This window comes from Halorubrum sp. Ea8, from assembly GCF_002252925.1.
In the GTDB taxonomy this organism is placed as follows: domain Archaea; phylum Halobacteriota; class Halobacteria; order Halobacteriales; family Haloferacaceae; genus Halorubrum.
On the sequence record NZ_NHPF01000070.1, the window covers coordinates 1 to 21,566 of the forward strand.

Annotated in this window: 16 protein-coding genes and 1 pseudogene; 12 read left to right on the forward strand and 5 right to left on the reverse strand. The window is 69.1% G+C overall.

The window, feature by feature from the left end; all coding sequences use genetic code 11:
* Positions 1-843: pseudogene (locus tag DJ74_RS19085) on the forward strand (hypothetical protein); the annotation flags it as partial.
* Between the two features lie 66 nt (positions 844-909).
* Here the strand turns inward: DJ74_RS19085 and DJ74_RS06495 are convergent.
* Complete coding sequence (locus tag DJ74_RS06495; RefSeq protein WP_094526713.1) at positions 910-2,256, reverse strand: alkaline phosphatase family protein; 1,347 nt, start codon at positions 2,254-2,256, stop codon at positions 910-912.
* Between the two features lie 125 nt (positions 2,257-2,381).
* Here DJ74_RS06495 and DJ74_RS06500 point away from each other — a divergent pair, with 125 nt between their 5' ends.
* Positions 2,382-3,353: a phosphoadenosine phosphosulfate reductase family protein gene (locus tag DJ74_RS06500; protein WP_094526714.1), complete on the forward strand. Its 972-nt coding sequence runs from the start codon at positions 2,382-2,384 to the stop codon at positions 3,351-3,353.
* Between the two features lie 343 nt (positions 3,354-3,696).
* Positions 3,697-3,996: an amphi-Trp domain-containing protein gene (locus DJ74_RS06505; RefSeq protein WP_094526715.1), complete on the forward strand. Its 300-nt coding sequence runs from the start codon at positions 3,697-3,699 to the stop codon at positions 3,994-3,996.
* A 136-nt stretch (positions 3,997-4,132) separates the two neighbouring features.
* On the opposite strand, the gene DJ74_RS06510 is transcribed toward DJ74_RS06505, so the two are convergent.
* Positions 4,133-4,393 (reverse strand): hypothetical protein, encoded by a 261-nt coding sequence (locus tag DJ74_RS06510; protein ID WP_094526716.1) that lies wholly within the window; start codon positions 4,391-4,393, stop codon positions 4,133-4,135.
* Between the two features lie 277 nt (positions 4,394-4,670).
* Between DJ74_RS06510 and glmM the strand changes: the two genes are divergently transcribed.
* The 9 genes from glmM to DJ74_RS06555 all read left to right on the forward strand — a co-directional run bounded on the left by glmM (position 4,671) and on the right by DJ74_RS06555 (position 16,925).
* Positions 4,671-5,993 carry a phosphoglucosamine mutase gene (gene glmM / locus DJ74_RS06515; protein ID WP_094526717.1) on the forward strand — a complete coding sequence of 441 codons (1,323 nt, stop codon included), beginning with the start codon at positions 4,671-4,673 and terminating at the stop codon, positions 5,991-5,993.
* 70 nt (positions 5,994-6,063) lie between these two features.
* The gene (locus DJ74_RS06520) at positions 6,064-7,458 is read left to right on the forward strand and encodes a M28 family metallopeptidase (protein WP_094526718.1); all 1,395 of its coding nucleotides are present in this window, start codon (positions 6,064-6,066) and stop codon (positions 7,456-7,458) included.
* Positions 7,455-9,509 carry a CocE/NonD family hydrolase gene (locus DJ74_RS06525; RefSeq protein ID WP_176451316.1) on the forward strand — a complete coding sequence of 685 codons (2,055 nt, stop codon included), beginning with the start codon at positions 7,455-7,457 and terminating at the stop codon, positions 9,507-9,509. The genes DJ74_RS06520 and DJ74_RS06525 overlap by 4 nt, the downstream gene beginning before the upstream one ends.
* Positions 9,510-9,690: 181 nt before the next feature.
* The gene (locus DJ74_RS06530) at positions 9,691-10,740 is read left to right on the forward strand and encodes a succinylglutamate desuccinylase/aspartoacylase family protein (RefSeq protein WP_094526720.1); all 1,050 of its coding nucleotides are present in this window, start codon (positions 9,691-9,693) and stop codon (positions 10,738-10,740) included.
* A 278-nt stretch (positions 10,741-11,018) separates the two neighbouring features.
* Complete coding sequence (locus DJ74_RS06535; RefSeq protein ID WP_094526721.1) at positions 11,019-12,758, forward strand: ABC transporter substrate-binding protein; 1,740 nt, start codon at positions 11,019-11,021, stop codon at positions 12,756-12,758.
* A 73-nt stretch (positions 12,759-12,831) separates the two neighbouring features.
* Positions 12,832-13,815 carry an ABC transporter permease gene (locus DJ74_RS06540; RefSeq protein WP_094523997.1) on the forward strand — a complete coding sequence of 328 codons (984 nt, stop codon included), beginning with the start codon at positions 12,832-12,834 and terminating at the stop codon, positions 13,813-13,815.
* A 4-nt stretch (positions 13,816-13,819) separates the two neighbouring features.
* Positions 13,820-14,800 (forward strand): ABC transporter permease, encoded by a 981-nt coding sequence (locus tag DJ74_RS06545; protein WP_094523998.1) that lies wholly within the window; start codon positions 13,820-13,822, stop codon positions 14,798-14,800.
* The gene (locus DJ74_RS06550; protein WP_094523999.1) at positions 14,797-15,837 is read left to right on the forward strand and encodes an ABC transporter ATP-binding protein; all 1,041 of its coding nucleotides are present in this window, start codon (positions 14,797-14,799) and stop codon (positions 15,835-15,837) included. The genes DJ74_RS06545 and DJ74_RS06550 overlap by 4 nt, the downstream gene beginning before the upstream one ends.
* Positions 15,834-16,925: an ABC transporter ATP-binding protein gene (locus tag DJ74_RS06555; RefSeq protein WP_094524000.1), complete on the forward strand. Its 1,092-nt coding sequence runs from the start codon at positions 15,834-15,836 to the stop codon at positions 16,923-16,925. Before DJ74_RS06550 ends, DJ74_RS06555 begins: the two co-directional genes overlap by 4 nt.
* A 5-nt stretch (positions 16,926-16,930) precedes the next feature.
* On the opposite strand, the gene DJ74_RS06560 is transcribed toward DJ74_RS06555, so the two are convergent.
* From DJ74_RS06560 to DJ74_RS06570, 3 genes are all read right to left on the reverse strand, one after another.
* Positions 16,931-18,391 (reverse strand): metallopeptidase TldD-related protein, encoded by a 1,461-nt coding sequence (locus tag DJ74_RS06560; RefSeq protein ID WP_094526722.1) that lies wholly within the window; start codon positions 18,389-18,391, stop codon positions 16,931-16,933.
* Positions 18,392-18,488: 97 nt separating this feature from the next.
* On the reverse strand, positions 18,489-18,731 hold the full coding sequence (locus DJ74_RS06565) for a hypothetical protein (protein ID WP_094524002.1): 243 nt from the start codon (positions 18,729-18,731) through the stop codon (positions 18,489-18,491).
* A gap of 116 nt (positions 18,732-18,847) precedes the next feature.
* Entirely contained in the window at positions 18,848-21,523 is a 2,676-nt protein-coding gene (locus DJ74_RS06570; protein ID WP_094526723.1) for a PGF-CTERM sorting domain-containing protein, read from the reverse strand.
* Positions 21,524-21,566: the final 43 nt, after the last annotated feature.

Genomic DNA, 21,566 nt, shown 5'->3' on the forward strand with positions numbered 1-21,566 from the left:
GACGACGACGGTGCGACCGGCGACGCGCCCGCGGTGACCGTCGACGCCGTCCGCGCGGGCGGGCGTCTCGCGGTCGCCGTCACGCGTGACGACGCGGTGGTCCTCGACGCCGGCTCCGGCGATCGCGCCTTCGCGGTGGCAGAGGCGTGGCCCGACGCGGGCGACGGGTCGCCGCGCTCGCTCTCCCCCGACCGCGTCGCTGTCGACGGGGACGCCGTTTGGGTCGCCGTCGACGAGGGCGACTCGGGGGGCGCCCGGATCGCCCGGTTCGACGCGGCCGGCGAGCGGTCGGCGACCCGGTCGCTCGAGGCCGGCGTCGACTGGCTCACCGTCGTCGACGACGCCGTCGTGGTCGCCGCCGACGGCGGGCCGTCTGTGCGCGGGTTCGACCGCGACCTCGGCCCGCGGTTCGCGTTGGACGTGCCGGCGCCGAACGAGCGCCCGCCCGTCGGCGGGGTGAGCGGGGACGACGCCGCAACGAGCGGCGGCGACGACGCCGGGCGGCGCGTGTACCTCCACCGCGGCGAGGTCGTCCGGGCGCTCGACGTGGCGGCCGGCGAGGTCGCGTGGGAGCACGCGGGTCTCCCGGCCTCCCGCCCGACGGCCGTCGACGATCGCGGAATCTACGGCGTCGGCGAGGAATCGGGCGGAGACGGAGTCGAGCCGGGACCCGCGCTCGTCGCGGTCGGCGCCGACGGGGACGGTCGCTGGTCCGCCCCCCTCCCGGAGGGCGTCCGCGTCGAGGAGCTGTTCGCCGTCGGAGGACGGCTGATAGCCGTCGACGGAGAGGACCTGTACGGGTTTCGGGCCGAACCGGGCGAGCGCTGGTCGCTCCTCGGCTGAGGTCGCCCGCGGAATCGGCACTGAACCCGGCGGCGGAACCGGCGGTGCGCCCGCGACGGTGACGGTCTACTCCGCGATGAGGCTCTCGCCGTCGAAGTCGGCGTCGGCGTCGACGTCCATCAGGTCCAGAATCGTCGGCGCGACGTCGAAGAGGTTCGAGCCCGCGACGTCGACGTCGGGGTCAGTCGTGTACAGCAGCGAGTTCTCGAACTTGTGCATCCCGTTTCGCGGCCCCTCGGTGAAGACGGCCTCCTTGCCCCCGAAGCCGGACTTCAGGTCGAAGCCGTCCGCGGGGATGACGACGAGGTCCGGCGCGATCTCGTCGTGGGCGCCGTCGAAGGCGTCCTCGCCGTTCACGATCCGCTTGCACACCTGCCGGCCGTCGGGGCCGGTGAGCCCCTCCAGGTCGGCGCGGAGCTCATCGCGGACCGCCTCGTACTCCGACTCGGGGACGACGCCCTCGGGTTCGCGGCCCTCGAGATTGAGGTAGAAGCGCCCGGGGATGAGCGAGTACGCCCGCGCCTCGTCGTCGATGTCCTCGAGCGAGTCGTGGTCGTCATCGTCGTACGAGAGCCAGCCCTCGCCGGCGAGGAACTCGTTGCAGTTCACCTCCCACTCCAGCTCGGTGAAGCCGTGGTCGGAGGCGACGATCAGCGTCGTGTCGTCGTCGAGCGAGTCGCGGATCTCGCCGATGTAACCGTCGAGCGTGCGGTAGAAGTCGAGGAAGTCGTCGCTGTACGTCCCGTCGTTCGCGTAGTCGCCGAACAGGAAGTGATTGACCCGGTCGGTGCTCATGAACACGCCGAAAAACAGGTCCCAGTCGTCCTGATCGAGGTAGTGCGTGAACACGTCGTGGCGGGCGTCGAGGGTGGCGTGAGCGTTCTCGATGAACTCGCTCTTGTCCTCGTCGTGGCCGAGCTTCGCGTTCACGTCGATGCGGTAGTCCCGGTCTTCGAGCACCCGCTCGACCGCGTCGTCGCTCGCGGCGGCGTCGAGCCCGGGCGAGAGGAAGCCGGAGACCTGTCGCTGGATCCGCGTCGACGGCGGGAAGGTGACGGGGACGTTGAGCACGGTCGCGTCCCGGCCCGCGTCGGTGACGCGGTCCCACAGCCGCGTCGCCTTCACGTGCCGCCCCATCGGGACGTACGTCTCGTAGGAGTCGACCTCGCGGTCTTGGAAGCCGTACACGCCCGTCTCGCCGGGGTTCACGCCGGTCGTGAGGCTCGGCCAGCACGCGCTCGACTCGGGCGGTACGATGCTCTCCAAGCGCCCGGCCGATCCCGTCTCGGCGATGTCGGTCAGGTTCTCGAACACGTCGGGGTGCTCCTGAACGAGGTCGTACGGTACGCCGTCGATGCCGAGGAAGACGACGCGCTCGTCGTCGTCGCCGCGCAGCCGGTCGAACAGTCCCATGACCCGGTAGTCCGGTTCCGCCGACATATCCCTTGTGCTACGCCGAGCGGGACCCGATCGCCGGGAGCGACGGCGCGGTTCGGATTCAGAAGGCCTATTTCGCTTCGCACTGACACTCAGCCCGTATGAGCGATGACTTCCCGGCGAGCGTCGACGTCGATTACACCGACGGCGAGGGCGAGGATCCGGCGGACTACCCGTCGTTGCAACACAAGCTGGAGAAGGCGATCGAGGTCACGCGGCGGGGGCTCGAGCAGTACGAGAACCCGGCGGTGATGTGGACCGGCGGGAAGGACTCGACGCTGACGCTGTACTTCATCAATCAGGTGGCCGAGGAGTACGGCTACGAGAAGCCGACCGCCGTCTTCATCGACCACTTCCAGCATTTCGACTCGATCACCGACTTCGTCGAGCGCTGGGCCGACGAGTGGGAGATCGACCTGGTGTACGCACGCAACGAGGACGTCGGCGCCTACGTCGACGACCACGGGCTCGAACCCGGCGACGACATCCCCGTCGACGCCCTCTCCGAGCACAACCAGCACCACATCCGCGAGATCCTCGAGTACGAGGAGGAGTCGTTCCCGTTCCTGTTGGACACGTACGTGGGGAATCACCTGCTGAAGACGGTCGCGCTCAACGACGCGCTCGAGGAGTACGACATCGACGGCGTCATCTCGGGCGTGCGGTGGGACGAACAGGAGGCGCGCGCGGACGAGACGTTCTTTTCGCCGCGCCACGACCCGGAGCTGTTCCCGCCGCACGACCGCATCCAACCCATCCTGCAGTTCGCCGAGGCCGACGTCTGGGAGGCGTTCTGGAACTACGTCGTCCCCGACACGGTCGAGGCGTTCCCCGACGAGGGGTACGTCCCCGACTCGGCCGAGGACCTCCCCGACGGAGTCACCCAGGAAGACGTCCCCATCTCGCCGAAGTACTTCGCGGGCTTCCGCTCGCTCGGCAGCGAAGTGTCCACGGACAAGACGACCGAGGAACCGGCGTGGCTCCAAGACCTCGAGGGGACGACCGAGCGCGCCGGCCGCGCTCAGGACAAGGAAGACCTGATGGAGCGGCTCCGCGACCTCGGCTACATGTAACGCTCGGCGGGACCTCTCGTTCCGACGCCGACGGTCGATCCGTTCGACTATCCGCCCGTTTCCGGTCGGCGACCCACGCGCTGACCGTCGACGACGCGAACCGCACCGCTTTTGTTTTAGGCCCACCTAAATGGTCCGACGGTCACTGATATCACCCCTGTGCCGAGCCAGCGTCGGATCCAGAGGCACACGAGTTCCCAGACATCGGATCCAGAGGCACACGAGTCCCCGACGTATCGGCCCGCGAACCCCCCGACACGTCGATGCTCCGGGCGATCCGGGACCGCGGTCGGAGGGAATGCGAGCGACGTGACCGTCGACGACGTTCGAGCGGACCACCCACATGTCACACACCGAATCCGACACCGATGAGACCGAGCGCACAGTCATTCGAACCGGCCGCGACTTCGAACAAGAGTACCGGCTGGACGCGAGCGAGGCGGGCGAGTTCCTGATCGAGCTCGGCGAACAGCTCCGCGACGGGGACGAACTGACGATCGCAACCGACGAGTGGGAGCTCCCGTTCGCGTTCGGTGAGCCGGTCGAACTCGAGATCGACTTCGAGGGCGTCGGCGAGCCCGAACTCGAGGTCGAACTGGCGCTCCCGGGTCGAACGGACGAGGAAGCGCCGAACGTCGAGTGAGACGGCCCGCCGTCGTTTTGGCGGCGTTTCGGCGGCGCTCCCGCTCGTTCAGGTCGCGCGGGGCTAGCCTCACCGGCGCACGTCCGCGGCACGCGCAGCGGTCCGCGTTCAGCGGTCCGCGTTCAATTCCCCGCGTTCAGCGATCCGCGAGCTGAATCCCCCGCGCGACGACGTACATCAGCGTGATCCCGGTGCCGACGGCGATCACGAACTGCGAGACGACGGTGAGGAATCCGACGAGCAGGGAGCTCCCGCCGACCAGCAGGGAGATCAGGAACAACAGCAGGGCCGCACCGCCGAACAGGACGATGAGGCCCGCGAGCGGGAACGCCTCCGCTCGGATCTGCCGGACGTCCAACTCTCCCGATTCGGGGTCGATAAACGGAGGTGACGACATAGCGGGGAAGGGACGCCGACACGCATAACATGGGTGGGCGCTCTGAGAGCCCCACTACCGAGCCCCGCAGAGCCCGAATCGCCCGGCGGGTAGCGAATCGTCAGCCCGGGTACACGAGGAATCCCGGGCCACTCCGGTATCGGGCGGCTGAGCGCGTCTCCGCCGGTGGTCGTTCGAGGCGGTCGGCGTCGCGCTCGGCCCCCTCCGCCGGTGTGCGAGGCCCCGGTTCCCCGGATCGGACCAGAAACGTCTTTTCGCCCGGCGGTGAAACCGCGGTATGTTCGGGACGAGCGGCGTCCGTGGACGCGTCGGCGACGAGATCACCGCGAGCCTCGCGCTCGACGTCGGCCGCGCGCTCGCGACGGACGGCGCCGACACCGTCGTTCTCGGCCGGGACGCGCGCGAGAGCGGGCGAACGCTGAGCCGCGCCCTCTCCGCCGGAATCACCGAGTGCGGCGGCGACGTCGTCGACGTCGGCGTCCAGTCGACGCCGACCGTCGCCCGCGCGGTCGTCGCCGAGGGCGCGGACGCCGGCGTCGTCGTCACCGCCTCGCACAACCCGGCGCCCGACAACGGGATCAAGCTCTGGAGCGCGGACGGCAGCGCGTTCGACGAGGACGCGAACGCCCGGATCGCGGACGTCGTCGAGGCGGAGGCGTTCGAGTTCGCGGCGTGGGACGAGCTCGGGTCCCACCGCCGGCTGGAGGGCGCCCGGGACCGCCACGAGCGCGCCCTCCGGGAGTCGGTCGCGCTCCCGGACGACCTCGCCGTCGTCGTCGACCTCGGGAACGGCGTCGGGCGCGTCACCGCCGACGCGCTCCACGCGGCCGGCTGCGACGTGGAGACGCTCAACGCCCAGCGAGACGGTCGGTTCCCGGGGCGGCCGAGCGAGCCGACCGCCGAGAACTGCGCGACGGCCTGCGCGGTCGTCGAGGCGACCGACGCGGACCTCGGGGTCGTCCACGACGGCGACGCCGACCGGCTGATGGCGATCGACGAGCGCGGACGATTCGTCTCGGGGGACGCGCTGCTCGCGCTGTTCGCCCGGCGTGAGGCCGAGGCGGGCGACCGCGTGGCGGTGCCGGTCGACACGAGCCTCCTCGTCGCCGACGCGCTCGCCGAGGTCGGCGCCGAGGTGACGTACACGCCCGTCGGCGACGCGTACGTGGCCGCCGAGACGCGGCAGCCGGACGTCGCGTTCGGCGGCGAACCCAGCGGCGCGTGGATCTGGCCCGACCGGACGCGCTGTCCCGACGGCCCGCTCGCCGCCTGCACGCTGGCCGCGCTGGTCGGCGCGGCGGGGTCGCTGGCCGGACTCGTCGACGACCTCCCGTCGTACCCGATCCGGCGGGACTCGATCCGACTCGACGAGAAGCGAGCCGTGGTCGACCGCGTCGCCGACCTCGCCCGCGAGGAGTTCGACGACGTGTCCGCGCTCGACGGGATACGAGTGGAGACGGAGGCGGGCTGGTTCCTCGTGCGAGCGAGCGGGACCGAGCCGCTGGTTCGGATCACCGCCGAGGCGCGGGACGAGAGCGACGCCGACGAGCTGTTCGCGACCGCCCGCGGGCTCGTGGACCGAGCGAGCGACGCGGACTGACCGCGATCTCCCGGCAATCCTCCCGCCGTCCCCGCGGAATCATATACGAGACGCACGTGTGTGGGAGCGTATGACAACCCTGCCGTCCGAGACCGTCGGTGACGCGTACACGGAATCGACCGCGTGGGAGCTGCTCGGCGACCTCGCAGACCTCGGCGATCGGATGCCCGGCCACGAGGGCGAGGCCGCGGGGGCGTCGCTCGTGGCCGAGGCGTTCGAGGACGCGGGGCTCGACGAGGTCTCGACGACGCCGTTCCCGATCCCCGGCTGGTGGCGCGGGGAGGCCTCCCTCACCGTCGATCGCGGCGGCCGATCGACGACGTTCGACGGGAGCCACGAGCTCGTCGAGCTTCCGGGCACGCCGTCGGGGACGGTCACCGGGAGTATCGTCGACATGGGTCACGGCCTCCCGGAGGACTTCGAGGGCGTCGACCTCTCGGGATGCATCGCGATGGCGTCGAGCCTCACCCCCGACGACTACGACCGGTGGGTCCACCGGAGCGAGAAGTACGACTACGCGGCCGAGTCGGGCGCGGAGGGGTTCCTGTTTTACAACCACATCGAGGGGGCGCTCCCGCCGACCGGCGACGTCGGTCACACGAACGGGCCGGGGCCGATCCCGGCCGTCGGGCTGAGCAAGGAGCTCGGCGACCGGCTCGTGCGCCACTGCGACGACGCCGAGGCGGACCGCGGCGTCGAGGCGACGCTCTCGGTCGAGGCGCGGAACGAGCCGGCCACCTCCGCGAACGTCGAGGCCGTCGTCGGCCCCGACACCGACGAGGAGGTGTTGTACACCGCGCACGTCGACGCCCACGACGTGGGTGTCGGCGCGAACGACAACGGGTTCGGGTCGGCGCTCGTCGTCGGCGTGGGCCGGGCGCTCGCGTCGATCGAAGACGAGCTCGAGACGCGCGTCCGGCTCCTCGTCTTCGGGGCCGAGGAGACCGGGCTCTACGGCTCGTACTACTGGTCGCACACCCACGACCTCGACCGCGTGAAATGCGTCGTTAACATGGACGGCGCGGGCTACTCGCGGGACCTCGAGATCTACCCCCACGGCGCGCCGGAGATCGGCGAGGCGTTCGAGGAGGTGAGCGACGAGTTCGGCGTGCCGATCGCGGTCGAGGACGGGCTCCGCCCGCACAGCGACCACTGGCCGTTCGCCCAGCGCGGCGTCGCCGCGGCGCAGGGCCGCTCGACCGCCGAGGACAGCGGCCGGGGGTGGGGCCACACGCACGGCGACACCCTCGACAAGCTCGACGTCCGGGACTTACGCGAGCTGACGGTGCTGTCCGCGGCGGGGGTCGCGAAACTGGCCGAGGCGGACCGCGAGGTCGCGGGCCGCGACCCCGAGTCGGTGAAAGAGGAGACGATCGCGGAGGGCCACGACGTCGGGATGAAGGCGACGGACTCCTGGCCGTGGGGCGACGACCGACCGTGGCCGTGGGCCGACGAGCTGCAGTGACCGGGCGGATCGCCCGCCACGAGGGACTCCGGATCCCCGTCGGCGACGAGACCGTCGCGGCGACCCGCTACGAGCCCGTCGACGAGCCGGGTCCGTCGCCGGCGCTCCTCAACTACGTGCCGTACCCGCAACAGGACAGCATCACGTACGGCGGGTACGACCCGCTCAACCGGTACCTCGCCGCCCTGGGCTACGAGGTTATCGCGGCCGACATGGTCGGCACGGGCGGGTCGACGGGGTTCATCGACGAACCGTTCACGCGCCGGGAGGGCGAAGAGCCGGCCGCGATCGTCGACTGGCTGGCCGACCGCCCGTGGACGACCGGGAAGGTCGGGATGTTCGGGAAGTCCTACGGCGGGATCACCGCGCTCGACGCCGCCGCGCAGCGCCCGGACGCGCTCGAGGCGATCGTCCCGATCCACACCCCGTTCGAGGGGGTCAGGAACGCGTACACCTACGGCGGCCTCTTCGAGCTGCTCACCATCGGGATGGACTGGCTCACGCTGATGCAGGCGCTCGACGCGAAACCGCCCTCGGATCCGTCCGGCGACCCGGCGTCGCTCGACGCGTGGCTGGAACGGCTCGGTCAACTCGACGACCGCGACCCGTGGCTGTTCCAGTTCCTCGACGCCGGCCCCGACGGGGAGTACTGGGCGGACAAAGCGATACCGGTCGAGCGGATCGACGTGCCCGTCCTCGCCGTCGACGGCTGGCGCGACCCCTACACCGAAGACACGCTCCGGTACGTCGACCGGATCGACGCGCCGACCCGCGTCCTGCTCGGCCCGTGGCGCCACCGGATGCCCCACCGCGGCCGCGAGTCGGCCGTCGACTTCCGCCGGCAGGTGGCCGACTGGTTCGACCGGTTCCTGCGCGACGAGGACACCGGCGTCCTCGATCACCCGCCCTACCGGGTCTGGACCGAGCGGGAGGGCGGCGGGACTCGCGCGGGGGTCTGGCGCGGGCTCGACGCGTGGCCGACCCTCGGCGACGGGGGCGCGGACCGGATGGCGTTCGCGCTCACGCCGGACGGGCTCGCGGTCGACGGCGCCGACGTTCCCGACGGCGCCGACGTCCTCGACGGGGACGACGAATTCGACGGGTCGACCGCGACGGCTCGCGAGTTCTCGGAAGCGGCCGCGTTCGCCTGTGAGCCGGACCCGACCGTCGGGCTCGCCTCCGTCGACCCGTACGGCGCGGCGACCGCGCCGCCGCTCACGAACGACGACGACGCGCGGACGCTCGCGTTCGACACCGACCCGCTCGACCGGCCCGTGGAGCTCACCGGGACGGGCGAGGTCGAACTCCGGATCGAATCTCCCGTCCCGGACCCGACGGTCGTCGTGCGACTGGTCGACGTCGACCCCGCCGGTCGGGGTCGGACGGTCGCGCACGGGGCGGTCCGCGGCGCCTTCCGCGACGGGCTGGACTCTCGAGACCCGCTGCCGACGGACGAGGAGACGGACCTCGCTGTCGCGCTGGAGCCGACGTCGCACCTGTTCGAGGCGGGTCACCGGATCCGACTCGCGGTCGGGACGGCGCTCTTCCCCGAGGTGGCGGCGATTCCCGGACCGGACGGGCCGTCGCTCGGCGAGCCGATCACGGTTCGGTCGAGCCCGGCCGCGCCGTCCCGCCTGCGGTTCTCCGGCCGCCGGCACGCGGCGGCCGACCCCGCGTTCGCCGACGCGATCCGGATGGCGGGACCGGACGAGGAACGGATCTCCGCGCGCGCCGAGCGGGCGACCGGGTCGACCGAGTGGGAGACGTCGCGGACGCACGTCTCGGACGGGGTCCGCGCCGTCAAGTCGAGCGAGCAGCGCGTCGACCTCCCGCACGGAGCGTTCGCCGCCGAGTCGACTCACGAGGCGACGGTCGACGGGGGCGATCCGGCGTCGATCGACGCCCGGAACGCCCACCGGATGACCGTCGAGAACGACCTCGGAACGTTCCTCGTGGACGCGACGAGCCGGATCTCCCCGTCGGAGTGTCGCGTCCGGACGACGGTCGCTCACGAGGGAACCACGCTGTACGAGGGCGAGTGGACCCGGTGAGTGACCGGCGGTCTCGTCCGCGCCGCGGTCGCCTCCGCCCGCCGGCGTGCGCCGCGGTCGCGTCTGTCCGCTCGCCCGCCGGAGCACAAGTCAGCACATAAACTGATAGTGCCGGGCCCACTCGAAGCGACGTGATGACCGCTCGAAACGACGACCACCGAGGGCACGACGGGGGAGACCGATGAAGGTCGGCACGGCCGAGGCCGGCCCCGGCGAGACGGCGACCGGGCACCGGACGGTGACGGAGCTCCCGGTCGGGGGGTCCGAGGACCTCCCGGTGACGGTGCTCAACGGCGGCGAGACCGGTCCGACGGTGTGGGTAACGGGCACGATCCACGGCGACGAGCCGACCGGAACGGCGGTGATACACGACCTCTCGGAGCGAGTCGACGTCGCCGAGCTCGCGGGGGCGGTCGTCTGTCTCCCGGTGATGAACCCCACGGGGTTCCGAACCGCCTCCCGGACGTCCTCCTATCACGGCGACGACCCCAACCGCTACTTCGGTCGTGACGACGGCTCGAAGACGCCGCCGCGCGTCCAACAGGTGATCTGCGACCGGATATACGACGACATCCGCGCGACGGCCGACGCGCTCGTCTCGCTTCACACCTCGTGGGTCGCGACCCACCCATACACCATTCAGCCGCGGGTCTCGTACGGCGAGGACCGGAGCGTCTCGGACGCGGCGGTGCTCCGCGACCGGCTCATCGAACTGACGGAGGCCTTCGGGCTGCCGGTCGTCAACCAGTTCCCGCCGGACGAGACCGAGACCCGCGATCTCCAGCACTCGCTCAGCGGCGCGGCCGTCGCCGACGGGATCCTCGCGTTCACGCCGGAGCTCGGCGGCCGGCTCGTCGTCGAGCGCGACGTCGTCGCGGCGGCCGTCGACGGCGTCTGGAACGTCCTCCACGCGCTCGAAATGGTCGACCGGCCCGCCGACCGGCACCCCGAGTTCGCGTTCGACCGCGACGGCGACCTCAGGCGGTTCGACGGTCCCCACACCGACGTCGCGGGGATCGTCCGCTATCGGGCGACGGAGGGCGACTTCGTCGAGGCGGGCGACGTCGTCGCCGAAATCGTCGACCAGCACGGCGAGCTGAAGTCCGAAGTCGCCGCCGACCGCGACGGATACGTCCTCAGCCGCCGCGAGCGCGCCGCGGTGTACGAGAACGACGTGCTACTCGACATGGCGGTCCCCGACGACGACCCGCTGTTGGTCGAGTCGGAGTGAGGCCGTTCGCCCCGGTCCCTCGGACGGGCCGGCCCTTTCGCCGCCTTCAGCGGGCGAACACCGCGCGGTCGGGGGACGAGGCCGAATCGAACGCGGGCTCGGTGTTTCGATTGTTTATAATTAACGACCATGAGGATATGTGGGTTCAGAAATAGGGGCCAAAACAGTACATTCACAGGGGGAAACGGCGATTGTCTCCCACGTTATATGCATAAAAGACTGCTGAAGCGGATGGGCCGTAAATTTATATACTATCTCCTGAAATGGTAGGCCGTTCCATGGTCCTGTCAGACGAGGACGTTAATCGACGCAAGTTCCTGAAAGCGACGACTGCGGGCGGTACGGCCGGTCTCACGGCCCTCGCCGGCTGTAGCGGCGGCGACGGCGGCGACGGCGGCGACGGCGGCGACGGCGGCGACGGCGGCGACGGCGGCGACGGCAACGACAGCAGCGAGGACGGCAGCGACGGCGGCGACGAAGCCGGCAACGAGGGAAGTAACCTCCCGACGTACACCTACGTCAACAACGCGCAGAGCTACAACCCACCGCGACACGACGCGATCAACCTCATCGCGAGCCAGTTCGGTGACGAGCTCGGCCTCGACATGGAGGTCGACGTGCTCGAGTGGGGGACGCTGTTCAGTCGCGTCTCCCAGGAGTACAACTACAGCTTCGCGACGTGGCACACGTTCTTCGTCTCGGAGCCGGTGACCGAGCTGAACAACCTGTTCAACTCGGGGAACACCGACCCCGGCGAGGGCAACTACTCGGGGTACGAGAACCCCGACCTCGACGAGCTGATGGGCAACTACCTGGGCGAGCCGGACGCCGACACCCGGATCGACCAGTGTCACGAGATCCAGCAGATCCTGATGGACGACGTGCCGACGATGCCCATCACCCAGATGCCCCAGGCGGCCATCTTCAACAGCAACCAGGTGAGCAACTGGCAGGCGGACCTCGCGAACGGGTTCAACTCGTACTGGACGATGATCAACCTGGAGATGGAGGGCGACACGAGCACCCTGAAGGGGTACTGGCCGGAGACGCTCTCGACGATGAACGTGCTCGGGCACAACGACGAGAGCAAGCACGTCTACCAGTTCAACATGATGTACGACTTCCTGGTCCAGCTCAACAACAACGCCGAGCCGGACCCGGAAGTCAGCCTCGCGACCGACTGGAACCGCGTCGACGAGACCACGATGGAGTACACGATCCGGACCGACCACTCGTGGCACGACGGCGAGGACCTCACGGCCGAAGACGTCGCGTTCACGTACAACTACATCAACGACAACGAGGTGCCGCTGTACTCCACGCAGTCGCAGTACATCGACAGCGCGGAGGTCGTCGACGAGGAGACGGTTCGGATCAACATGGCCGAGGCGCTCGGGCCGTTCAACCTCGCGGTCGCGAACCTCCTCCCGATCATCCCCGAGCACATGTGGGCCGACCGGGACAACCCCAGTCAGGCGAACATCGAGGAGCCCGTCGGGAGCGGTCCGATGATGTTCGACTACTGGGAGCAGGGCAGCGAGTTCGGGATGGTCAAGTTCGACGACCACTTCGCGCCCGTCAGCTTCGAAGAGCGCTTCTGGCGCGTCATCCCCGAGGCGTCGACGGTGTGGGAGAACCTCATCAACGGCGAGCTCAACTACGAGCCGTTCGGCCGGATCGACCGCCAGCTCGACCAGAACCAGGACAACGAGAACATCGGGACCCAGTTCCAAACCGCTCCGACGTTCTGGATGTTCACCCCCAACGAGCGCCAGGAGGGACTCGGCGACGTCCAGATGCGGAAGGCGCTGGTCGAGGCCATCCCGCGGACGGCCATCGTCGACCAGATCCTGTTCGGCTTCCCGGAGCGCGGGTTCAACATCGTCTCGCCGGCGTTCGGGCCGCTCCACACCGAGGACGTCACCGAGTACGAGGAGAGCATCGACGCCGCCCGGAGCCGGCTCGAGGAGGCCGGCTACACGTGGAACGACGACGGCGCCATTCAGGCGCCTGAGTAGAGCGAACGGCCGTTCCACGGCTTTATCGACACAAAGTTTAAACGAATAACTGTGATACCAGTGAGCAAGTAACATGGGAAAAGCTAGTTTCGTCGTCAGGCGCACGCTCCAGCTCGTGGTGACGCTGTGGGCCGTCGGGACGGTCCTGTTCGGGCTGTTCAGGCTCATGCCCGGCGATCCGACGTCGTACGTGATCTCCTCGCAGATGACGCAGGAGGCCCGCAGACAGCTCATCGAGAGCTACGGACTCAACGACCCGTTGTACATCCAGTACTTCCGGTTCCTCGAGAACCTCGTCGTGTTGAACTTCGGCCAGTCGTTCCACTCGAACCAACCGGTCACCGACGTCATCGCGACGTACCTGCCGAACACGCTCGTGCTGATGCTGACGGCGTTCGTCATCGCGTACGCCATCGGCATCACGCTCGGGGTGTTGTCGGGGTGGTACCGCGGCTCCCGCTTCGAGCGGAGCACGGTCATCACCGCCCTGACCGCCCGCAGCGTGCCGACGTTCTACGTCGGCCTCATCGTGCTGTGGATCTTCGGCGCGACCTTCGGCGTCATCCCGATGAGCGGGATGACCAGTCTCGGCACCGGCGGGCAGAGCACTGGGTTCCTCGATATGGTGTTCACGATGGACTTCGTCCGTCACCTCATCGCCCCGGCGGCGGTGCTCGCCTTCTACTACATGGGGTACCCGCTGTTGATCATGCGCTCGAGCATGCTCGAGGTGCTCTCCGAGGACTTCATCGACGTCTGTCGCGCGAAGGGACTCAAAGAGCGGACGATCATGTTCAAACACGCCGCCCGCAACGCCCTCCTGCCGATCATCACCGCGGCGGCGATCGCCCTCGGCTACGCCGTCGGGGGGAGCGTCCTCATCGAGACGGTGTTCGCGTGGCCCGGTATCGGCCGGGAGATGGTCCGCGCGGTGCTCCGACGCGACTTCCCCGTCGCGCAGGGGACGTTCATCGTGCTCGCGTCGACCATCATCTTCCTGAACTTCCTCGCGGACCTCGCGTACGGCTACCTCGACCCGCGGGTTACTTACGACTAACACAATGGCCCAAAAAGAACAATCGAGCCAGTCGATATTCACCGACCTCGACGACGCCAGTACCGACGCGGAGGTCAACAAGTGGCAGCGGACGTTCCGCCTCTGGCGGGAGACCCTCCGAGAACACTGGGGGATGCTGACCGACGAGCTGTCGGTCAAGCTCTCGATGCTCACGGTGGCGGGGTTCGTCGTCATCGCCATCTTCGCGCCGTACATCGCGACCCACCAGCCCCTCGTCCGGCAGTACCAGGGCGACGCCGGGGTCCTCATCGACAAGTGGGTGGAGCCGTCGCTGCTCGGCGCGGACTCCGAGTACCTGCTCGGAACGACGGCCGCGGGCTACGACATCTTCAGTCAGCTCGTGTACGGCACGCGCGCGGCGCTGATGGTCGGCATCATCGCCGCGGTGTTCACCGCGGGGATCGGTACCCTCGTCGGGCTCGTCGCGGGCTACTACGGCGGGAAGGTCGACGACGCGCTGATGCGGCTCGTCGACTTCCTCTACGGGATGCCGCTGCTCCCGACGGTCATCGTCCTCGTCGCGGTGTTGGGGCCGAACCTCTGGAACATCATCCTCGCGCTGATCGTCCTCCAGTGGCGATCGACCGCCCGCGTCATCCGCTCGCAGTCGCTGTCGCTCCGTGAGCGCCCGTTCGTGAAGGCCGCAGAGGTCGCCGGCGCCAGCGACTGGCACATCATCAGCAGACACCTCGCGCCCAACGTGCTCCCGATGACGTTCCTCTACGGGTCGTTCGGCATCGCGTGGGCCATCCTCGCCGAGGCCGGCGTCTCCTTCATCGGTCTCGGCGACCCCAACACGGTCTCGTGGGGAACGATGCTGCAGGCCTCCCGCGCCTACTCCGCGCTCTCGTTCGGGGCGTGGTGGTGGTTCGTGCCGCCGGGAATCTGCATCGGCCTGCTCGTCATCAGCGGTTTCCTCATCGGCCGCGGCTACGAAGAGATCACGAACCCCAAACTACAATGAGCCAATTGGAAGTCGAAGACCTCGAAGTCTACTACGAGACCGAAGACGGGCCGGCACAGGCGGTCGACGGCGTCTCCTTCGAACTCGAACAGGGGGAGAACCTCGGCATCGTCGGCGAGTCGGGCTGCGGGAAGACCACGCTCGCGAAGGCGATCATCGGCATCCTCCCCGACGCCGGCTACATCAACAACGGGAGCATCAACTTCAAAGGCGACGACCTGACGGAGATGCCCGAGCCCCAGCGCCGCCGCCTCAAGTGGGAGGAGATCTCCATGATCGCCCAGTCGGCGATGAACTCGCTGGATCCGGTGTACACCATCCGCGAGCAGATCGTCGAGGCGATCGAGACCCACCGGCCGGGAACCGGCCGCGTGGAATCCGAGGAGATCGTCACGGAGATGTTCGAGCTCGTCGGGTTGGACCCGGAGCGCGCCGACGACTACCCCCACCAGTTCTCCGGGGGGATGCGCCAGCGCGCCATGATCGCGATGGCGCTCGCGCTCGAACCGTCGCTGATGCTGGCGGACGAGCCCACCACGGCGCTCGACGTCATCATGCAAGACCAGATCCTCAAGCGGATCGGCTCGATCCAAGAGGAGATCAACTCCTCGATGCTGGTCATCACGCACGACGTGAGCGTCGTCGCCGAGACCTGTGACCGCGTCATCGTGATGTACGCCGGGAAAGTCGCCGAGGAGGGTCCGGTCGAAGAGATATTCGACCAACCGTATCACCCGTACACGATCGGGCTGAAGCGCGCGTTCCCGAACATCCGACAGAGCAACCAAGACCTCCTCTCCATCTCGGGGTACCCGCCGGAACTCATCGATCCGCCGCAGGGGTGCCGGTTCGCCGAGCGCTGTCCGATGGCGACGGACCGGTGCCGAGAGGAGGAGCCCGAGGCCCACTACGAGAACGGGCTCCGGTCGTACTGTCACTACGCGGACGAGATCGACACCGAGCTTCGGCCGTACGCGGATGACCCCGGGACGTGGAACCAGACGACCGCCGCCCCCGACGGTGGTGTCGAGGAATGAGCGGCAACGACGTCCTCCTCGAAGTCGAGGACCTGAAGAAACACTTCAAGGTCAATCAGGGCTGGATCGCGAGCCTGATGGAGTCGTTCGGCGGCGGCGGGCCCGACTACGTCCACGCGGTCGACGGGGTGAGCTTCGAGCTCCGCCAGGGGGAGACGCTCGGGCTGGCGGGCGAGTCGGGCTGCGGCAAGACCACGACCGGCATGTCGATGGTGAAGCTCCACGAGCCGACCGCCGGCGACATCGTCTACGACGACACGCGGCTCTCCGAGGCGAGCGACGCCGAGATCAAGCGGTTCAGGCAGAACGCGCAGATGATCTTCCAAGACCCCTTCGAGAGCCTGAACCCGCGGATGACGGTGTACGACACCGTCGCCGAGCCGCTGCGGATCCACGACATCCGCAACGAGACGGCGCGGGTCCAGCGCGCCCTGGAGTTCGCGGAGCTGCTCCCGCCCGAACAGTACTTCAACCAGTACCCGCACGAGCTGTCGGGCGGCCAGCGTCAGCGTGTCGCCATCGCGCGGGCGCTCGTGCTCGACCCGGACTTCATCGTCGCCGACGAGCCGGTGTCGATGCTCGACGTGAGCCTCCGTGCGGGCGTCCTCTCGCTTCTCGACCGGATGACCGAAGAGTTCGGCCTCTCAGTCGTCTACATCAGCCACGACCTCTCGCTGCTCCGGCACATGTGCGACCGGCTGGCGATCATGTACATGGGAAAGATCGTCGAGAAGGGCCCCACCGACCAGGTCATCGAGAACCCCCAGCACCCGTACACCCAGGCGCTCATCAACGCGGTCCCGGTCCCCGACCCCTCGGTGGGACGGGAGCGCGTCGAGCTCCAAGGGGAGGTCGGCGACATCGTCGACGTCCCGACCGGCTGTCGGTTCAAAGACCGGTGTCCCGACTACATCGGCGACGTCTGCGACCAGGTGGTGCCGCCGCTCGAGGCGAAGACGGCGTTCGAACAGGAGGTCGCCTGTCACCTCTACGAGAGCGCGGAGGGGTACGACCCCTACGAGGAGCTCGAGGGGAGGCCGTCCGCGGCGGCCGGTGACGGCGCCGAGTCGACGCCGGCCGACGACTAGGCCCGTTACTCCTTCTCGCGGATCGGCGCCGTCAGTCGGACGCCCGGCGCGGTCACCGCGAACGGGAGCCGCGACTTGTGTTTCTCGCAGACGCCCGTCACGGTTTCGCGGACGGCCCCGATCCGCGATATCGTCTCCAACACCTCGGGCGTGTAGTCCACGGCGAGCCCGTCGACGCGGCCGGCCCGCGCTCCGCCGTCGAGCCGGTACGCCTCGGCGACCGGGAACTCCGCGGAACCGCAGTCGGGCCGGTCCTCGCTCTTCCGGTCGATGTCCCTCGCGTAGAGGGCGCTCGGCGGGAACAACCCCTCCCGCTGGACGCGTTCGAACTCGTCGCGGAACCACGGCTCCCCGAACCGCTCGACGTACACGTCGGCGCCCTCGCGGAGCGCTCCGGGGTCGGCGTCGCCGGCGCCGACCGCGAGGTGGCGGGCGTGGATCCGCGGCGGCTCGGCGAACCCGAGGCTCGGGACGCTGTTGCCCGCCGGATAGGCGTCCTCCTCGGCGGCGGTGGTGGTGTTGTGGAGCCGTCGCTCGATCCGCCCGTCCGAGACCAGCCGCGTCGGCGTGGTCGGCTTCACCTCGGTGTCGTAGGCGCGGGCGGCCCACGAGCCGGCGCGGATCCCGTCCTCGATATCGAGGTCGTCGGGACCGATCCGGTCGCCGACGGCGTAGGGGCTCATCCCCATGTAGCAGGTGTCGGTTTCGAGGTAGTGCGACACGAAGTGGAACAGCTGGCCGGCCGCTTCAGGGCTCAACGCGACCGTCGTCTCCCCGGACGGCGCGTCGACCGGGTCGGCGCCCGACAGCGAGCGCGCGTCGGCCGCAGCGGTCGCGAACGCGTCACCCATCTCGTCGAGGAAGGCCGCCCCCGCCGTCGACCCGGCGTGACGGCTCACCTTCGGCCCGTCGGCGAGCGAGAGGCTGAAATCGACTTTCGCCCGGTCGAGCGTCGTGCGGACGACGCTCCCGGTCGTGGTGCCGACCGCCTCCTCGACGTGCGCGTCCGTGTAGTTCGCCCACCGGCGGTCGAGGGCGAGGTCGTCCGCCGCCGCGAGCCCGTCCTCCACCGCGGCGACCTTCTCGTCGAGCGGGCGGGCGTGTATCCCCTCGTCCGCCCAGCCGCCGTGGGTCCCCCGGTGAACCGTGTAGGCGTCGAACCGCCCGGGCTCCTCCTGCGCTAGCACCTCGCCGCTCCGGATCGCCCGGTCGGCGGCATCGCGCAGGCTCTCCTCGTCGAGCGCGTTCGTGTAGCGGTAATCGGCCGCGCCGTCGGCGAAGACGCGGAGCCACACGCCCGTCTCAGTGAACTCCGTCGCGTTCCGGGGGCCGTCGCCGGTGACGACGAGGTCGGTCTTCTCCTGGTAGACGCCGCCGACCTCCGCGTACGACACCGCGTCGTCCGCCTCGAACTCGTCGAGTAGCCAGTCCATCGCGTCCGACACGCTCTCGCGTCCGTCGCTCATGCTCGTGGTATCTCCGTTCACTCACATGAAACCCCGGACTCTCCGGCGGCGATTTCCGGGGACGGGGCCCGGACCGGCGCGGAGCGCGTCCCGCCGATCAGTTCCCGCCGTCCCGGCGCTGCTCCTCGGCTTTGGCCTCGTACTCCCTCGCCACTCGCTTCTCTTGGAGTTTCTTCCTGTACTCCCAGTAGCCGGCGCCGAAGACGAGGAGGCCGAGGACGACGCCCTGAATCGGCGCCCCGGCGATAGCGAAGTAGGCGACGGCGCCGACCGCGAACAGCAGTGAGAGCCCGAGGGTCGCCCTCGCCCACCGCTGTTTCGGCACGCGAGGGAGGTTCATGCACGTGAATCCGACGCGGGACGTATCAACGTTGGGCTTCGAGGGGCGCGTTCGGCTCTCTCCTATGCCCTCGCGGTCGGCGTTCGAGACCACGGGTCTACGGACCCACGGGCGGGCTACGGCCGTCGCCTCCGGACCCCGAGCCCCGTCATCAAGAGCGCGAGCACCGCGACGACCACGCCGAATCCCGGGGCGGTCTCGCTCGTCTCGGCGCCCGTCGACGTCGACTCGGCGTCGCCTTCGCCGTCGCCGCGGAGTTCGATCGACCCCGCTTCGTTCCCCTCGAGCGACACCGTCCCGCTCTCGGGCGGCTCGAACGCCACTTCGAGGGTCGCGCTCTCGCCCGGGCCGAGCGACACGCGCCGCTCGGCGACGGGGTCGCCGTGCATCGCGACGGTGAGGTTCCGGGCCGCCGGGCGGTCACCGGGGTTTTCCACCGTCGTCCGGAGGGTCGTCTCGTAGCCGGCCCGGACCCAGTCCGCCGGCACTTCGCTCTCGGCGATCCGGATCCGACCGGGTTCGAGCGCGACGACCGCCACTGGCGTCGCGTGCGGCAGCGTGACCGTGTGGGTATCGCCCTCCCGGTCGTGCGAGACGTTCTCCGTCGTCCACTCGCCGTCGGCGTATCGCAACGCCGCGACGTGCTCCGGGCTCGCCTCGCTCGGGAGCGACTCGGAGTCGACGGCGAACCGAAGCGTCGCCGCGCTCGTGTCGGCCGGGTCGAGCGTGGAGTCGAACGCCACGTACCCGAGCGCGGTTCCGCGCGAAACGGGCTCACGACCGGCCGGTTCGGCCGTCGGTCGGCCGACCGTCGCCTCGTACGCCCTGGCGTCACCGGCCGGGTCGATACCGACCGCGGACACCGACACGACCGGTCGCGAGTCCGACGGGCCGGCGAGGTCCACGGCGACGTCGCGGCGTTCGCCGTCCGCTCCCTCGACGTCGACAGTGACGCTCACCTCCGATTCGGAGCGGATCACGGTCGGCTCGGGGTCGTCCGGCTCGTCCGGCTCATCGTCATCGTCCGACTCGCCGAAATTCCGCGAGGATTCCGACTCGTCAGGCTGGCTCGACTCGTCGGGGTCACTCGACTCGCTGGACTCGTCCGAACCGTCTGACTCCTCGGTACCGTCCGACTCCTCGGTACCGTCCGACTCCTCTGCCGGCTCAGTGTCGTCCGAATCGCCAGACTCGTCCGGTTCCGCTGAGTCCTCGGGCGCCTCTGACACCTCGGTATTCTCGGAATCGTTCGGATCTGCCGATTGAACCGAGTCGTTTGAAACGTCTGAGTCGGTAGACCCCGCAGGATCGTCCGACCCCTCGGGTTCGTCCGATTCCGCAGACCCCACCGACCCGTCGGGGTCGTCTGAGTCGTCGACCTCCTCAGCCTCGTCCGGGTCGTCGGTGTTCTCGGACTCCTCAGAGCCGCCTTCGTCGTCGGTGTCGTCGCTCTCTCCAGCGTCGCCCGGGTCGGCAGACCCCGCAGATCCGTTCGAATCGTCAGACTCTCCGGAGTCGTCTGGCTCGTCGGTATCGCCCGCTTCCCCGGACTCTTCGGTCTGTTCGGGATCGCCCCCTTCGTCGGCCTCGTCCGACGCGTCCGGTCCCTCGGAGTCGTCCGATCCCTCAGCGTCGCCCGGATTCTCGGGACCGTCCGACTCCGCAGCGTTCCCCGGGTCGTCGCGATCGTTCGTCCCGTTCGGCTCCCCGTGGCCACCGGTGTCGTCCGGCTCGTTCGACTCCTCAGCACCGCCCGGACCGCCGGGATTGTCAGATCCGTCCGAGCCGTCTGAATCCGCCGACTCATCGGCCTCTTGCGGATCTTCCGACTCGTCGGAGTCGTCGGGATCGTTCGACTCCCCAGAGTCGTTCGACTCCCCAGTGTCGCCCGGACCGCCGGAATCGTCAGGTCCTTGTGAACCGTCTGACTCACTCGGATCGTCCGATTCGTCCGGTTCTTCCGCCTGGTCTGATTCCTCGGTTTCGTCCGGTTCGCCGGGATCGTCCGACTCCTCGGGACCGTTGGACTCTGCAGGCGCCTCGGATTCGTCCGTCTCTCTCGGATCGTCTGTTCCCTCAGATTCCGTCGAATCGTTTGTCTCCGCAGATTCTCTCGGTTCGTCGGGTTCGTCAGACGCGTTCGACTCCTCCGGCTCCCCGGGGGCGTCCGGATCGTCTGAATCGTCAGACTCCTCAGTATCCTCCGGATCGGTCTGCTCCTCGTCGGTGTCGTCCGAATCGTCCGGTTCCTCGGAGTCGTCTGGCTCGTCGGCGTCGCCGGATTCGTCCGCCTCCTCGGTCTCGTCTGCCTCCTCAGAGTCCTCTGGCTCGTTCGAATCTTCGGGCGCGCCCGACTCGCTAGGGTCGTCCGAATCGTCGCTCTCGTCTGGGCCTCCCGGTTCACCGGGCTCGTTCGACGCGTTCGACTCCTCAGCCCCATCAGGGTCGCTTGGCTCGTTCGGCTCCGCAGGCTCGTTCGAATCGTCAGGTCCCGCAGGCTCGCCCGGTCCTTCGTGGCCTTCTGACTCCTCGGATTCGCCCGTGTCGTCCGTCTCCTCTGGGCCACTTGGACCGTCCGACGCGTTCGACCCTACGGGCCCATCGATTTCGCTGGTCGCGATGACTGTCGCGCGGTCGGCTCCACCGGTCGTGTCAGCCGCCGGATCGGCGTCGACGACTCGGAGTTCGGCGTCGACATCGGCGGCCGAGACGCCGACGCCTCCGGAGAATGAGACCACGGCGAAGACCACCAGGAGGCAGACACCACCGACGGCGACCTCGCGGCCGAACATACGCGCTCAACCCGACCGAGAGTGATTGTAATAAACGTCGAAT

What these genes read in the sequence shown, in the direction of transcription:
- DJ74_RS06495 (WP_094526713.1), bottom strand. Translation starts at nt 2,256, where the DNA reads ATGGGACTGTTCGACCGGCTGCGCGGCGACGACGACGAGCGCGTCGTC.
- DJ74_RS06500 (WP_094526714.1), top strand. Translation starts at nt 2,382, where the DNA reads ATGAGCGATGACTTCCCGGCGAGCGTCGACGTCGATTACACCGACGGC.
- DJ74_RS06505 (WP_094526715.1), top strand. Translation starts at nt 3,697, where the DNA reads ATGTCACACACCGAATCCGACACCGATGAGACCGAGCGCACAGTCATT.
- DJ74_RS06510 (WP_094526716.1), bottom strand. Translation starts at nt 4,393, where the DNA reads ATGTCGTCACCTCCGTTTATCGACCCCGAATCGGGAGAGTTGGACGTC.
- glmM (WP_094526717.1), top strand. Translation starts at nt 4,671, where the DNA reads ATGTTCGGGACGAGCGGCGTCCGTGGACGCGTCGGCGACGAGATCACC.
- DJ74_RS06520 (WP_094526718.1), top strand. Translation starts at nt 6,064, where the DNA reads ATGACAACCCTGCCGTCCGAGACCGTCGGTGACGCGTACACGGAATCG.
- DJ74_RS06530 (WP_094526720.1), top strand. Translation starts at nt 9,691, where the DNA reads ATGAAGGTCGGCACGGCCGAGGCCGGCCCCGGCGAGACGGCGACCGGG.
- DJ74_RS06535 (WP_094526721.1), top strand. Translation starts at nt 11,019, where the DNA reads ATGGTCCTGTCAGACGAGGACGTTAATCGACGCAAGTTCCTGAAAGCG.
- DJ74_RS06540 (WP_094523997.1), top strand. Translation starts at nt 12,832, where the DNA reads ATGGGAAAAGCTAGTTTCGTCGTCAGGCGCACGCTCCAGCTCGTGGTG.
- DJ74_RS06545 (WP_094523998.1), top strand. Translation starts at nt 13,820, where the DNA reads ATGGCCCAAAAAGAACAATCGAGCCAGTCGATATTCACCGACCTCGAC.
- DJ74_RS06550 (WP_094523999.1), top strand. Translation starts at nt 14,797, where the DNA reads ATGAGCCAATTGGAAGTCGAAGACCTCGAAGTCTACTACGAGACCGAA.
- DJ74_RS06555 (WP_094524000.1), top strand. Translation starts at nt 15,834, where the DNA reads ATGAGCGGCAACGACGTCCTCCTCGAAGTCGAGGACCTGAAGAAACAC.
- DJ74_RS06560 (WP_094526722.1), bottom strand. Translation starts at nt 18,391, where the DNA reads ATGAGCGACGGACGCGAGAGCGTGTCGGACGCGATGGACTGGCTACTC.
- DJ74_RS06565 (WP_094524002.1), bottom strand. Translation starts at nt 18,731, where the DNA reads ATGAACCTCCCTCGCGTGCCGAAACAGCGGTGGGCGAGGGCGACCCTC.
- DJ74_RS06570 (WP_094526723.1), bottom strand. Translation starts at nt 21,523, where the DNA reads ATGTTCGGCCGCGAGGTCGCCGTCGGTGGTGTCTGCCTCCTGGTGGTC.